This is a genomic window from Spirochaetota bacterium (assembly GCA_017999915.1).
Taxonomy (GTDB): domain Bacteria; phylum Spirochaetota; class UBA4802; order UBA4802; family UBA5550; genus RBG-16-49-21.
The window spans coordinates 212701-227749 of sequence record JAGNKX010000006.1; the positions used below are offsets into that span (position 1 = coordinate 212701).

At 48.6% G+C, this 15049-nt stretch carries 11 protein-coding genes; 5 read left to right on the forward strand and 6 right to left on the reverse strand.

All coding sequences use genetic code 11. The features are described from left to right. Positions 1–18: 18 nt before the first annotated feature. Positions 19–2187 (forward strand): catalase/peroxidase HPI, encoded by a 2169-nt coding sequence (katG, locus tag KA369_10945; protein MBP7736479.1) that lies wholly within the window; start codon positions 19–21, stop codon positions 2185–2187. A 286-nt stretch (positions 2188–2473) separates the two neighbouring features. Here katG and KA369_10950 read toward each other — a convergent pair whose 3' ends face one another. From KA369_10950 to KA369_10970, 5 genes are all read right to left on the reverse strand, one after another. Further along, positions 2474–3028 carry a helix-turn-helix domain-containing protein gene (locus KA369_10950; protein ID MBP7736480.1) on the reverse strand — a complete coding sequence of 185 codons (555 nt, stop codon included), beginning with the start codon at positions 3026–3028 and terminating at the stop codon, positions 2474–2476. 31 nt (positions 3029–3059) lie between these two features. Next, entirely contained in the window at positions 3060–3221 is a 162-nt protein-coding gene (locus KA369_10955; protein ID MBP7736481.1) for a hypothetical protein, read from the reverse strand. Positions 3222–3543: 322 nt separating this feature from the next. Then, positions 3544–5187: a maltose alpha-D-glucosyltransferase gene (gene treS, locus KA369_10960; protein MBP7736482.1), complete on the reverse strand. Its 1644-nt coding sequence runs from the start codon at positions 5185–5187 to the stop codon at positions 3544–3546. Further along, entirely contained in the window at positions 5187–7379 is a 2193-nt protein-coding gene (locus KA369_10965; protein ID MBP7736483.1) for a bifunctional alpha,alpha-trehalose-phosphate synthase (UDP-forming)/trehalose-phosphatase, read from the reverse strand. Before KA369_10965 ends, treS begins: the two co-directional genes overlap by 1 nt. A 5-nt stretch (positions 7380–7384) precedes the next feature. After that, positions 7385–8230 carry a diguanylate cyclase gene (locus KA369_10970; GenBank protein MBP7736484.1) on the reverse strand — a complete coding sequence of 282 codons (846 nt, stop codon included), beginning with the start codon at positions 8228–8230 and terminating at the stop codon, positions 7385–7387. 489 nt (positions 8231–8719) lie between these two features. On the opposite strand from KA369_10970, the gene KA369_10975 reads away from it, so the two are divergent. The 4 genes from KA369_10975 to KA369_10990 are packed head-to-tail and all read left to right on the forward strand — an operon-like array spanning position 8720 to position 12936. After that, a complete protein-coding gene (locus KA369_10975; protein ID MBP7736485.1) occupies positions 8720–9523 on the forward strand; it encodes a sensor histidine kinase in 804 nt (267 codons plus the stop codon). A gap of 1 nt (position 9524) precedes the next feature. Further along, on the forward strand, positions 9525–10598 hold the full coding sequence (locus KA369_10980; protein ID MBP7736486.1) for a mechanosensitive ion channel family protein: 1074 nt from the start codon (positions 9525–9527) through the stop codon (positions 10596–10598). A gap of 39 nt (positions 10599–10637) precedes the next feature. Continuing rightward, positions 10638–11465, forward strand: coding sequence for an amino acid ABC transporter substrate-binding protein (locus tag KA369_10985; GenBank protein ID MBP7736487.1), 828 nt, complete (start codon positions 10638–10640; stop codon positions 11463–11465). A gap of 1 nt (position 11466) precedes the next feature. Next, positions 11467–12936, forward strand: a complete 1470-nt coding sequence (locus tag KA369_10990; GenBank protein ID MBP7736488.1) for a hypothetical protein — start codon at positions 11467–11469, stop codon at positions 12934–12936. Positions 12937–12955: 19 nt separating this feature from the next. Here KA369_10990 and KA369_10995 read toward each other — a convergent pair whose 3' ends face one another. Further along, complete coding sequence (locus KA369_10995) at positions 12956–14767, reverse strand: sodium:proton antiporter (GenBank protein ID MBP7736489.1); 1812 nt, start codon at positions 14765–14767, stop codon at positions 12956–12958. Positions 14768–15049: the final 282 nt, after the last annotated feature.

The window sequence follows — 15049 nt, forward strand, 5'->3', positions numbered from 1 at the left end:
CCCCAAAGGAGGACCATTATGACCGATATGAATAATAAACCGGCCGGCCGCGGCACATCGAACCGCGACTGGTGGCCCAACCAGCTGAGGCTGGAAATATTGCGCCAGCATTCTTCGAAGTCCGATCCGATGGACCCCGGCTTCAACTACGCGGAGGAATTCAAGAAGCTCGACCTTAAGGCCCTGAAAAAGGACCTGGCCGCGCTCATGACCGACTCGCAGGAATGGTGGCCCGCGGACTGGGGCCACTACGGCGGCCTCATGATACGCATGGCCTGGCACAGCGCCGGCACCTACCGCACCTCCGACGGCCGCGGCGGCGGCGGCACCGGCAACCAGCGCTTCGCGCCCCTCAACAGCTGGCCCGACAACGTCAACCTGGACAAGGCGCGGCGCCTCCTCTGGCCCGTTAAGAAAAAATACGGGAAGAAGATATCCTGGGCCGATCTCATGATCCTGGCCGGCAACGTCGCCCTGGAGTCGATGGGCTTCAAGACCTTCGGCTTCGGCGGCGGACGGGAGGATATATGGGAGCCCGAGGAAGACGTCTACTGGGGGACGGAAGATACCTGGCTCGGCGACAAGCGCTACAGCGGCGACCGCGAGCTGGAGAATCCCCTGGCGGCCGTGCAGATGGGACTGATCTATGTGAACCCCGAGGGCCCCAACGGAGAGCCGATACCGGCCGCTTCCGCCCATGATGTCCGCCAGACCTTCGCGCGCATGGCGATGAACGACGAAGAAACTGTCGCCCTCGTCGCCGGCGGACATACCTTCGGCAAGGCCCACGGCGCCGGAGACCCGAAGCATGTGGGCCCGGAGCCTGAAGCAGCGCCGATCGAGGAACAGGGCCTGGGATGGAAGAGCAGCTACAGGAGCGGCAAGGGGGGCGATACCATTTCGAGCGGGATCGAGGGCGCCTGGAAACCGCATCCCACCAGGTGGGACACGGGCTACCTGAAGGTCCTGTTCAAGTATGACTGGGAGCTTCTGAAAAGTCCGGCAGGGGCCTATATCTGGCTGGCGAAAGACGTGGAAGACGAGGACATGGTTATCGACGCCCATGATCCGTCCAAAAAAGTCCGCCCCATGATGACCACCGCCGACCTTGCCCTCAAGTTCGATCCTGTTTACGAGAAGATCGCCCGGCGCTACCTGGCGAATCCGGATGAATTCGCCGACGCCTTCGCCCGGGCCTGGTTCAAGCTGACCCACCGCGACATGGGGCCGCGCTCGCGCTACCTGGGCCCCGAGGTCCCGGCGGAAGAGCTCATCTGGCAGGACCCGATCCCGGTGGTCAACCACGCGCTGATCGACGCGAAGGACATCGCCTCGCTCAAGGAGAAGATACTGGCTTCGGGACTGTCGGTAGGGGAGCTGGTTTCGACCGCCTGGGCGTCGGCGTCAACGTTCCGCGGCTCCGACAAGCGCGGCGGCGCCAACGGCGCCCGCATCCGCCTGGCCCCGCAGAAGGACTGGGAGGTCAATCAGCCCGCACAGCTGAAAAAGGCGCTCCAGGCCCTTGAAAAAATCCAGGGCGAGTTCAACAAGGCTCAGTCGGGTGGGAAGAGGGTGTCGCTGGCCGACCTGATCGTCCTCGGCGGATGCGCCGGCGTCGAGAAGGCGGCGAAGAATGCCGGTCACGACGTAACGGTGCCCTTCACGCCGGGCCGCATGGACGCCTCGCAGGAGCAGACCGACGCGGGCTCCTTCACGGTGCTCGAGCCGAAGGCCGACGGTTTCCGCAACTACCAGAAGGCCAAATACGCAGTGTCGGCCGAGGATCTGCTGGTCGACCGGGCCCAGCTGCTGACCCTGACCGCGCCTGAGATGACGGTCCTCGTGGGCGGCATGCGCGTCCTGAACACCAATGTTGGAGGGACCAGGCACGGTGTCTTCACAAAACGGCCCGAGGCGCTCACCAATGACTTTTTCGTGAACCTCCTCGACATGGCCACGGAATGGAAGCCGGCCGCCAAGGACGACGGCGTGTTCGAAGGGCATGATCGCAGGACCGGCGAGCTCAAGTGGACCGGCACCCGGGTCGACCTGGTCTTCGGTTCGAACTCACAGCTCAGGGCCCTGGCGGAGGTCTACGCCTGCGATGACTCCCAGAAGAAGTTCGTGCAGGATTTTATCGCGGCGTGGAGTAAGGTGATGGACCTGGACCGTTTCGACGTTGGCTGATCGAAGCAGGACCGTCTTCGGCGGCTGCGAAGGGCTACCCGGCAATGGCCGGCGGACCTTCGGGGCCGGAGGGGCCCTGAAGGCGCCGTTGAACCGGCATGCCTGCAGGGAATATGAAGAAGAGAGCTGTAATGGAACAATGGCAGTAATCAAAGGCGGGGGCCCAAACCCCCGTCTTTTTTACTTGTAGGGATTTCGCACTCTATGATCGATGGACAAAGCCTGATGTGATGGTTGATATGCTGCGCGCTCCGATTATTGCGCAGGCGCCCATAAGATAAGAAGCTTATAAAACCAGCGGCGGCATTCCCGAAACAAGTATTCTTGCTTCATCAGCAGAGCTGTTGACCATTGTGCACGCCACATAGGACTTAAAATTGATTGAATCGCCTTTGCCGACTGTGAATGTTTCATCGTCGAGATTCACCGCGATCGATCCCGATATTCCATAGATTATCCGCTCGCCGTTTATGGTTTCATCAAGTTTCGCGATTTCCAGGGTCGAGCCCGGATTGATTTCGACAATGAACGATTCAAGGGCGTTATTTTGTAATTTTGAGGCGAGCAGCGTGAGTTTGATGCCATGGTCCCTGCTTGTGAGCGTTTCCGCGTCGGCTTCGCTCACGTATACATACTTCTTCTGCTCTACCTGCTTGAAAAAATCCGAAAAATTTACCGCGTAAAACCTCAGCAATTCTTCAAGGGACTGTAAAGAAGGCGTAATTTTATCATTTTCAATCTGGGACAGAAGACTGACCGAGACATTGATGCGCTCGGCTACTTCTTTTATGGTATATTCCTTTTTAAGCCTGATTTTTTTTAACGAAGGGCCTATGTCCATGGCGTGAAGTGTCCGTTAGCAATTCATGTTTCTATTTAAAAACCCCCGCGAGATAAAAGATGCCGCACATGGCGCCGAATATCGCGGTTACCACGACAATAATCGTGATAACCGTAGTCTTATCAATTACTATATCATATTTTTTAAAGCTTTTACGATATTCCTTTGAGGTTCTTTTTCCGTCGTCTGGCATTTGTTCATCTCCGATAATTTGCTATGTAATGGATTTTCTACATATAAAAATACAGAGGTGATATCAATATGTCAATAAAAAATTCATTTAAAATGAAATATATTAATTAAAAATTCATTAAAAATAAAAATAATTGGTTTTACAACTGTTTTTTTATTTGGTTGGACCTATATAATTGAAAAATGAATATTTATGCGCCAAGGTCATGATCAAAGCAATGGTAGCCATTATCCGGCAATTAAGGATGTTGCCGTCTTGCGCGACAGTACGGGATTTTTTGAATCGAACATTATAGGCTAAGTCACGATACGATACGGAGATGTTATTCCATTATATGAAATATATAGTATCCGTAACCGTTCGGTGTAAGAAGGTATGGCAATTCCCCGATTGTCGGGAAAATGGTCCCTCCGATAATTTCAATCGGAACATAGTTGTTTAAAAACGATAGATCAATTTCGACGGGCTGCGCCGACGGTGAAAGGTTGAATACGCAGAGCATTCGTATGTCATCTTGTCTGATCATGTAGACAAGAATTTTTTTGTTGTCGGGATAGAGAAATTCGATTGTTCCGGTACCGAACACCGGGAATGTTTTCCTGATATGGATGATGTTTTTAAGCCAGTTAAAGAGCGAATTTGAGTTATTCATGTCCTCCTCGGCATTGACCGAGTTGTAATTATAAACCGGATCGGTTATTACCGGAGCGTATAATCGAGACGGCTGCGCTTCGGAAAACCCCGCGTTTTTATTGTCATTCCAATGCATCGGTGTTCTGACGCCGTTCCTGTCGCCAAGATAGATGTTATCCCCCATGCCGATTTCATCGCCATAATAGATTACGGGAGTACCGGGAAGGGTTAATAAAATTGCATATAATAACTCTATTTTTTTTCTATCATTGCCCAGAAGAGGTGCCAGGCGCCGCCGGATTCCCTTGTTAATACGCATTTGTTTGTCTTCGGCGTACGTGTGAAACATGTAGTCACGTTCTTCATCAGTAACCATTTCAAGGGTCATTTCATCGTGATTCCGGAGGAACATGGCCCACTGGCAGGTATCGGGAATTTGCGGAAGCCGCTTCATGATATCAACAATGGGACCGTGATGCTCGAGTTTCAAAGCCATGAAAAGGCGCGGCATGAGGGGGAAATTGAAAGCCATGTGGAATTCATCGCCGCTTCCGAAGTATTCAACAAGATCTTCCGGCCATTGGTTTGCTTCAGCCAGTAATACTGAGCCGGGATAATCCCGGTCGATGATAGTCCTTATCTCTTTTATAAAAAGGTGTGTTTCCGGTAGGTTTTCACAATTGGTGCTGTCTTTTTCAAAAAGATACGGCACGGCATCAACTCGAAAACCGTCAAGGCCCATATCCAGCCAGAACCTGATAACTCGTATCATCTCTTCGCGCACCCGGGGATTTTCGTAATTGAGGTCCGGCTGGTGGTAGAAGAAGCGGTGCCAGTAGTACAATCCATTTTCCTTGCAATAGGCCCAGTTGGATGTTTCAATATCTGAAAAGATAATGCAGGCTTCCCTATACTTGTCAGGGTTATCCGACCATACGTAGTAATTGAAATAGGGTGAAACGGGCCCCTTTTTCGCCTCAAGGAACCATAGGTGCTGATCTGAGGTGTGATTGAGGACCAGTTCTCCAAGAACTTTCAGACCCCTGCTATGCGCTTCATACAGGAGGTTCCGGAAGTCCTCAATGGTGCCATATTCAGGATTCACGCCGTAGTAGTCCATGATATCATACCCGTCGTCCCTCCCGGGAGAGGGGTAAATGGGCATGAGCCACAAGCAGTCGATTCCGAGGTCAACGAGATAATCAAGGCGTGATATCAAGCCGCGAAAGTCTCCCCTGCCGTCCCGGTTGCTGTCCTGGAATCCGCGGACATACAGTTCATATAATACGGCGGTCTTGTACCACGGCGTGTTGTCGATAACTCCGTCCGGCATCAATGAACCTTCCCGAATTCCTTTAATACCTGCCGCACCGTTGCAGTTCTGCTTATATAGTATCTTGCTTTTGACTGGCTATATCCGACCTTGATGCTGAAGCCGCTATCTGGAATTGCCGAGAAAAGATCTTCGTCTGTTACATCATCACCGATTGCCAGTATAAAATCATAATCTTTGGCAGATAACAGGAAATTGGCAATTTTACCCTTGTTTATCTCGAGACTTTTTATTTCAAGTACCTTGTTGCCTTCCATGATGCCGAGATTGTGGTTGGCTATCATGTGCAGGAGGTTCCCCTTTAGTTCCATGGCCCGCATGGAGGCGAGTTCGGCATCGGCTCGACGGTAGTGCCATGCCAGAGAGAATTCCTTTTCTTCGATGAAAGTACGGGGAGTCCGGTCACAATAGGATTCGAGAATTGGCCTTATTTCATTTTTCCATTGCGTATCCAGGTTCGAAATCGTCTTCCACCCGTCGCCGTTGAGCTTTATCCAGGCCCCATGCTCGGCTATCAAAGACAGATGCATGCCGCTGAAATATCGTTCCAGGAATTCAAAGTTGCGGCCGCTGATTATTGCCACGGTATTTTTGATGTCAGAGGTTAGTCCCGATAAAAGCGAGATAAGATCCGGATCCGGCACGGCCAAATCGGGCCTGTCGGTGAAGGTAACCAGGGTCCCATCATAATCGAGCAGCAATAATCGGGAATGGCTGCTCCGATATGCATCAAGAATCGCACCCAGATTGGCGTTATTTATGCTTTTTGCCATATATACTTCTTCAATTTTCTTCATGTTCGACAGCTTCTCAATGAAGGAGGAAGACCATTGAATCACGTCGTTTCTCTGCAGCCTTCGTTGCATGATCTGCATCCGGCGGTGCTTTTCATCTTCTGGCATGGAAAGTGCAGAAGCAATCGCATCGGCAACTTCCTCGCTGTTGTTGGGGTTGACGATCAGCGCCTCGCCCAGCTCTTCGGACACGCCGGCCATCTCGCTGAGGATGAGAACGCCGTCATTGTTGATACGGGCGGCAACGTATTCCTTGGCCACCAGGTTCATTCCGTCGCGAAGGGGGGTGACAAGGCAGACGTCCGAACAGTGATACAGGGTCATTATCATTTCAAAGGGAAGTGACCGGTATAGGTATTGTATCGGCGACCAGCTGAGGGTGTTGTATTTCCCGTTGATCCTGCCGACATGCTCGTTGATGGTTTTCCTGAGCTTGATGTAAGTGTCGACCTGGATCCGCGATGGTACGGTTACGATTATCATCTGGACCCTGCCGTGGTATTCAGTGTATTTATCAAGAAAGCGCTCAAAGGAATTGAGTCGCTCTATGATCCCCTTGGTGAAATCAAGCCGGTCCATTGAAAGGATCAATTTTTTACCGGTCATGCTTTTCTTGAAGCCGGTAATTTCCTTCACGATTTTCTTGTTGTGCATGTAATCCGAATATCGCTGGTAATCAATTCCCATCGGGAATGTGTCGCATTTAACCATGCGGTTTTCTATAGTCATCTGCCCCATGGAATGATCAATCCCTATAAGGCGCTGGACGCTGCTTAAAAAATGCCGGACATATCCGAATGTATGAAATCCGATCAGATCGCTTCCCATGAGGCCAGTGAGTAGCTCCTTACGCCATGGCAGCAGACGAAAAACCTCATATGAAGGGAAGGGAATATGAAGGAAAAAACCGATTGTCGCATCGGGGATATTCTGCCTGATGATTCCCGGCAGCAGCATGAGATGGTAGTCGTGCACCCAGATAATGTCTCCCGGTTCGTAGACCTGTTTCAAAGTATCAAAGAACTTGTTGTTCACCTCCATGTATGACTTCCATGTTTCTTCATTGAAACTTGTGAAATAGGGGAAATAATGGAACAGCGGCCAAATTGTCTTATTGGCAAATCCATTATAATATAATTCGATGTTCTGATCCGTTAAAGGCACGGGATATGCATTATATTTATCAATAAGGATATTCTTAATATGATCTGATTTAGCTTGCTCGATGCTTTCTAAGGGAATCCCGGAATAGCCGGCCCATAGGCAGGAATATTTTTTCGATAATGACGACATGCCGGTAGCGAGACCGCCAACGCTTGGACTAAAGGCAGGTTCGCCGCTTTTTTTAATTTCGACCGTAACCGGAAGCCGGTTGGCGGCTAATATTAATTTTGACATTTTGGTTACCTTGCCACTTTTAGGCTGATTCTATTTTTGCCTGCTTTTTTTGAATGATACATGCATGTGTCTGCGATGTGCATCATCTCCCTGATGTTCCTCGTGAAAGTATAAAATGTCACAATGCCAAAGCTGAAAGTTACGGGAAAAGCATGAGCTTCCATTGACATGAGCAATTCGTGTTGAACCTTTTTAATAAAATTTTTCGCTTCATTCTCGTTTGTTTCAACAAGGAGGAATGCAAATTCGTCACCGCCAAGACGAGCGATAAAATCAGTAGAACGAATATTGCTGTTTATAATGGAAGAGATTGTTGTCAGAATTTTATCCCCAGCCCGGTGCCCGAGATTATCATTGATGGCCTTGAAATTATCCACATCCATGTAGACAATGGTGAGCGGGTGATTGTACCTGTCGCTGCGTTGGATTTCATTTGTAAGTACTTCCTCGAAATGTCGCCTGTTTGATATCCTCGTTAAAAAATCGATCCGCGCTTTTTCTCTTTCTACTTTAAAGTAATGAAGAACTGAAGAAATGATGATAAAAAAGCCGAGGCGTACGATTGAATTCCATGCTACAATGGTAAAGGGAATTTCATGTTTATGTGAAAAAATCGCTGCAATGAACCACATCACAGAGCTTAGAATTGAAAATAGAATTCCAATCTTGATTCCGGCATACCATGTGACAAGAACAACCGGGAGAACGTAAAATATCGAAAAGCTTATACGGATATCGATTAGTGAATCTATAAAGCCTAAAAGCAATACGAGAATGAATCCTATCGCAGTTATAAAGAAATTTGGTTTATCGAATATCTTGCTACGAATATTTTTATTAATATCAAACATACATAATTATATAAAACAATGTGCTCGATAGTTATTATGTTAGCAATTAAGTAAAAATGAGGCGTTTGCTTTGGGTAAACACAACTTGTCTATTTGTTAATATAATGATTTGGCAGTGATAAATCAAATATAATTTTATTATAAATAAAAAATATTAAATATATTTAAATATTACTGAAATTTTTGTATATTATATTCCATGAATAAATAATGTCATATTTTTAAGGCATTTTATCAAATTTTAATGTGCTAAGAAAATCAGTGAATATGAATAATAATATGAAGAATTATATAAGAAGTTTTAGGGATAATCGAATTATCACTATTGTTATAACTATGATGCTCGCATTCATTGTGGGTTTCGCAGATATTGTCACAACATCTCAGTATAGATTATTCTTTTTTTATACAATCCCGATTATCATATCTTCCTTGTATATTAACGCCTATTACAGTTTTTTTCTCAGTTGTTTATCGACTTTTTTCATAATGGCATCCAGTTATATTGATCAAGGTGCTTTGCATTTGTTTCATTTTTGGAATGCGGGAATGATGCTGATTATTTTCATTTCGATCACCTTTATGACACGATCCATAAGTAAAAAAAGGATTATTGAAAATGAGAAAATATTGCTACAGGAAAAAACCAGGATGCTGACTGCTTCCCTTGAAGAGAAGGAAATGCTGATCCGTGAAACGCATCATCGCATAAAAAACAACCTGGCTACATTGAGCTCGCTGATTTCGTTAACGGATGCCGCAAACAGTGACACGTTAATAATGAAACTTAAAAACCGGATCCAGACTTTTACTGTTCTATATAATAAGCTGTCTTATGCCGGGAAGGATGATTCTCAATTGCTATTGGATGATTACATGCGAGGAATTATCGATCTCATAATACAGAATTATGACATCCCGCGCGGCAGCATTGAAGTTGCCATTTCCGGGGGCGATTTCCATATTAACGCCAAATCGGCGTCATTATTCGGCCTTATAATCAACGAGCTGGCGACCAATTCAATCAGGCACGGGTTCAAAAATATGCAGAATGAAAAAAAAATAGTGACCGTGCAGTTTTCGAATGAAGGAAACATGGTCATAATGAGATACGGCGACAATGGTCCGGGTTTCGATTACAATAGCCTGGCGGCTGATGAGCGGCATCTGGGGGTCTATCTGATTGATTCATTGACGAAACAGCTGGGCGGCGAGGTGAGCCATGACGGAGGAGTGAGTTCGGGTTTTACCTTTACATTCAATGACGACAATATTATAATTCGGGACATTTGACATGAGCTTTTTACCGGAGTATATAACAGGCTATACCGTTCTGGGAAATTCAATCATTGCGATAGCCCTGTGCATCGGGACCATCCTGATCGGATTCGTCGCGGTGAAAGGTTTCAAGCGTTACGTAAACAGGAAAAGGGCCAGCTCGTCCGGGGAAGAAACGGGGTCAATTTTATCCAGGTTGTCGCATATCCCCAATTACGTCGCCCCGCTGATGTATTGCATCATCATATACCTGTCCCTGACCAACTTCCTGTCGCTCTCCTCCCAGGCGGGGAAGATGATTTATCTTGGATTCATCATCGCAATAACGTTTTTCGGACTGCGGTTGTTTTCACATATCGTGAGGGATTCGCTGAAAACGTATTTGCGGAGCAAAGACGGCGAGAAAAGCGATGACCAGATAGATCAGAGCATCCGGGGCATATCCACCTTCATAAATATTCTCATCTGGACCATCGGATCGATTTTCGTGATCGACAACATCGGGTTCAACATATCCGCTGTTGTCACAGGCCTCGGCATTGGCGGCGTGGCGGTCGCCCTGGCGTCGCAGACGATTTTTCGCGATCTCTTCAACTACTTTGTGATATTCTTTGATCAGCCCTTTAAAATCGGCGACTTCATCGTCATTGATGACAAGATGGGCACCATCGAAAAGATCGGGATAAAAACAACGCGGATCAAAAGTATCGGGGGCGAAGAGATCATCCTGTCAAACACTGATCTGACCAACGGCCGCGTTCACAATTACAAGAAGATGGATAAACGCCGTGTCGTGCTGACTGTCGGTGTCGTGTATCGGACGACTCCCCGGCAGGTTGACGCAATTCCGGGTATTATCAGGGAAATCATCTCCAAAACCGAAGATGTAGAATTCGACCGGGCCCACTTCAAGGAGTTCGGCGATTCGGGCCTGATCTTCGAGGCCGTGTATTATGTAATAGGATCGGACTATAATTATTATATGGACAAGCAACATCATATCAATCTGCAGGTATTAAAGAAATTCAACAAGCTCAAGATTCAATTCGCGTATCCGACGAGGACGCTGTACCTGGAACGGTCACGGTAACCGGACCGGTATCATTATAACCACTGGAGGAGGCCCCACATGCTTCGCAGCATGATGATTGTTGCCAGTTGTTTCATCACTCTTCTGGGCGTCGTGCCGGCCCCTGCCGCCGGGAACGGCGAAGTGTATTCATCTATCATGAGAGAAAAAACGGTCCGTGTGGGCATATCGATGGATTATCCGCCCCTCAATTTCAATGCCGGAGCCAAAGGCGCGGAGATAGAAATGATCCATCATTTTGGTGAGTTCCTTGGGGTCCGCGTCGTGCTCGTGCCCCTTGAGGTGGAGGAATATGCCGCCGCCATCAAGGCGCGGAGGGTCGACATGGTGATAGCGGGTTTCTCGCGCAACCTGGAGCGAGGGCGGGTCATCTGGTTTTCGAAACCGTACATCTCGGTGACTCCCGGTATCCTCGCTGACAATCGTTCCATTCCTCAAACCCGCTTCGGGGAGCAGTTCGAGCAGACGCCCATCAGCTCCATCTGGGACCTCAAGAGGCTGCCGACTTTCCGTTTTGCCGTAAAAAAAGGAAGCTCCTATCAGCATCTGCTGGAAACAACCTTTCCGGATATGCGCCGGGTCATTGTCGTTTCCAACGGGGAAGGGCTTGACCTGTTGGGCAAGGGAGCCGTTGACGGTTTCGTTCATGACTCGCTTTACCTGGAATATCTCTACGGCAACAGCGCAAAACTGAGAAACGCCTATGTCCTCCTGAAAGGGGGCGGCAGGTTCGAGCATTTATGCATCGGTCTACCCTTCGGTGATGTCATTCTTAAAAACCAGGTGGACATGTTCATCGACGAGATCACCCGCCTGGGGTTGGTGGAAGAGTGGCTGAAAAAGTACTCCGCGGAAAGCCGTAAATAATATGAAGAGAAATGCGTCGTTTAAAACAATCATCATCGTGACGCTGATGGCGGCTCCGGTCGTTTCCACGGGATCAACTCTTGACACCCTGCTCGACCGGATCGACCTGTCCGGTTATTTTAGAGTGCGCATGTGGGATATCGCCGGCCGGACCTACGTGCCGGATACGCTGCCCTCGCGGCACGGCTACAAGAACATCAACTACCTGGACCTTTTTCTCAGGTCGCGCATCAACCTTGCCATCATTCCCGAAATCGAGATACGCACCGTATTCGATATCAGTTCGTTGTTCGGCAAGGGATCGTCGTCGATCGATTCGGGCAAGGGGGATTTCATTGTGCGTGACGTCTATGCCCTCTTCAGGCCCGTTAACGGTTCGGAGCTCTCCATCGGTCTTTTGCCTTTCAGCCTGCCGGGCGGCTATATCATTGCACGGGATGCCACCGGCATCCAGTACAGTCATCATTTTCCGAAAATCAAGACGAGCCTCTACGCCGGGTACATACGGGCCTTTGATAACGCCGATGACAGCTTCGGCCATGAATCGGATATGCCCGAATATGTCATGGATAACGTCCTGTTCCTTGGCTCGAGGTTCTCCATCGGCTCGATCATCAGCGGGGAGGCGTATTACGTTTTTGAGGATGACCGGTATACCACGAACCGCCTCACTCTCAGGTCGCTGAATTTCAGATATGACCGCACGGCCGGCGGCTTTATGATCGACACCTTCGATCCGGACAGGGCCCTCGAGGGGGACGGCAGGAAGGTTTCCCTTCACTGGCTGGGGCTGCACTGGAAGATCATGAGCGGCAGGTGGTTCCTGCGTTTCGGCGGTATCTTCAATACCGGCATTATCCGCATACGGAACGAGCTGTACCTGTTCCGCAGGGTCCGGATCATGGCCGGCCTGTTCGAGTGCGAGGCGGGTTTTGACAACCGGGACCTCCAGTTCTCTCTCATCGCCGAAGGCGCCACCGGCGATCCCGACAGGCCCCACGCGGGCATCTCCTTTCAGCAGATTAAAGGCTCCCATGACTTTTCCCTTATCGCCGTTGATTCGACGGGCGGTCTTGCGCTGAGAGGCAGCGGTAAATCCCAATGGTACGGCCTTTACGGCTGCGGCGTCAAGGCGCGTTACACGGTGCTGGATTCGCTCATCATGGAAATGAAGCTGCTTCATTTCGGCACCACCAAGGTGATGTACTGGAGGGGCCGGGGAACCACATGGTTCGGTGATGAGGTTGACATAAGCGCCGAGTACCGGTTCCGCAATATACTTTCAGTGTTCCTCACTGCCGGCGGTTTCCTTCCGCAGAGAGCCTATAACGCCCAAAGAAAAATGAGCAACAGCCACTGGGGTTATTTTTCAGAATTTGAAACCGACCTGATCCTGCGCGATCTTGATAATTATTCATCGAAGAGCATGATTTTTGAGTTCATGGTCGGCATGAAAGTGTCATTCGATTAGGCTTGAGAAACAGGGGCTCTTACGTCCTGCCGGGCTCCGGCGGAAGAGGCGCGTATTGTTCCATGAACACGCTCAGTTGTGCCGTCGTGGAGGCATCATTCATTACGATGCAAAGGGTGTCGTTTTTTTCCAATTGTAAGCCTTCATGATACACATGGCAATTCTTCCTGTTTCTGATGATGAACAGGATGAAGATGTTCTCCGGGATCGGGTATTCTCCGGGATTGTTCTGCAGAAATGCCTCATTGGTGAGGGATACTTCCCTGATGACCGGTTTTTTTGTAGTAAAGTATTCTTTTATTATATTGAAAAAGGATGCGGACCTGGATGCGCGCAAACAGGCGCAAGCCGTCTTGATTCCCTCGGACCGTATTATGTCCGAAAGCTCCTCACCGGCCTTTTCGGTCAATATAACATACAGGTTTTTTACACCGTAGCTGTCTTTCAGAAATCTGCAGAAAAGGACATTGATCTCGTTGTTTGGCGATGCCGCCAGCACGGAGGAATAGTCATCGACATCTATTCCGGTAAAGGTGTCAGGGGCCAGTCCGTTTCCATGAATGTATGAAAATCCTTCTTTTCCAGCCAGCAGGCAGTTGGAGAGATTTGAGTCGATAAAAATCACATCGTTCTGATATTCTCGCCACTTCAATGCCATGCCTATAGTTGTTGGATTGATGCCGAGGATGATGATGTTCTTGTCGCCGGTGATGAGGATGTCAAGCTTTCGAGCCGCCACGCCGGCGCTCAAACCCTGCAGCAATACTGTAATCGATATCAGCATGAAGATGAGAATCTCGATGATCTCCGTGTTATGCAGGCCCGCTGTTTTTAGTTTTATTATCGCGATTGAAGCTACTGAAAGAGCGATTATTCCCCGGGGGCCGACCCAGCCCATGAAGAGCCGTTCCCGTATCGAGAATGCACCTCCGGCGGTACTTGCGAAAATAGTCGGGAATCGGGCCGCAATAATTATGCCGACGACCGCCAGGCCGGGCAGTAGTTCCTCGGATAATAGTGAGATGTTGAAATGCGCCGATAACAGAATGAACAGCAGTGAAATAACGATTCTCGATATCTGTTCTTTGAAAGAAAGGAGTTTTTCCTTATCTCTGTAGCCAATGGTGCTGAGCACCAAGCCAAAAACCGCCACCGCCATCAAACCGGATTCTGAAGATATTGATTCGGCGATATAGAAGACCAGAAAAACAATCCCCAGTATGAATATGCTGCGGCTGTGTTCGGGAACAGCCGGTGTTTTCATCAGGAGCACTTTTACCAGCAAGCCGGATATGACGCCGATGGCGACTCCAGTGAAAATGGAAAGGATAAAGCCAAGGATGGTGAGGCCGAGAACCTGTTGAGAAACAAAATATTCAATCATGGCTATGGCCAGTATGGCACCGACTGCATCAATGATGACCGCCTCGCCATTAAGAAATGTCTTTACGTCTTTTCTCAGAGGGATAAATCGTATGATGGGTTTTATAACAGTCGGCCCGGTGACTATAGTGAGAGACGCAAATATGAGAGCCAGGTCAAATCTGAGCCCGGCAATATATACCGCTGCAATCCAGCTCAATGTCATGGTCACGGCAATTGTTAACACGATTTGCCGTGCAAGATAGATTTGAATCGTTCGTAATCTCGAGATATTTAAAGACAGTCCCCCCTCAAATAGGATTATGCTGACGAAGAGGGTGATGAGAATAGTGAGGCCGCCGCCTAATGACTCGGGTCTTATGAGCCCGATTCCGTACGGGCCCAAAGCTATGCCGCATATGAAAAAGAGAATAATTGCGGGGAATTTGAAACGATCAGAAATGACCATCCCCAATGATCCGGCAATTATTGCAATTATGATAGTGCGGATTATTACGTCATATTCCATGAAATTTTAAAATGTTATCCTCGAAGTTTATACAAATAATACATAGGTGATTATTTATTAAATGTCAATGTAAAAATTGCCTTTACTCAAATGCTATGAAAGTCGACGGGAGGGATTTGCGGTGTGAAACCATGTCATGCGCCGATGATTCAGTGAAAAACGAAAAGCCTGGCGATTGGCCATCAACGGCCGTGTTATTGGTTTCCGTGGTTTTCGATAATT